Below are 255 nucleotides of genomic sequence, written 5' to 3' on the forward strand. Positions count from 1 at the left end.
TCAACTCATCAAACAACAGACTGTCACAGAAGGACGCATTCAAAATAACTTGCAGCGTTATTTCCCAGAGTTTCAGGATGTATTTAAACAATGGGATGGAAAGGCCGCATTATATACGTTGCGTGCACTCCCATTTCCATCTGACATTCGTGATAAACCCCCTGAAGATGTACTGGCGGAATGGAAACCCGTTGTAAAGCGTGGTGTTGGCATCAAGCGTGCAACCAAACTGGTAGATAAAGCGAAGAAAAGTGT

The 255-nt window shown here is 43.9% G+C and carries 1 pseudogene; it reads left to right on the forward strand.

Annotated elements, in window-relative coordinates:
* Positions 1 to 255: pseudogene (locus tag KI363_RS21840) on the forward strand (IS110 family transposase); the annotation flags it as partial.

The sequence above is a fragment of the Lederbergia ruris genome (assembly GCF_018332955.1).
Lineage (GTDB): Bacteria > Bacillota > Bacilli > Bacillales > Bacillaceae_C > Lederbergia > Lederbergia ruris.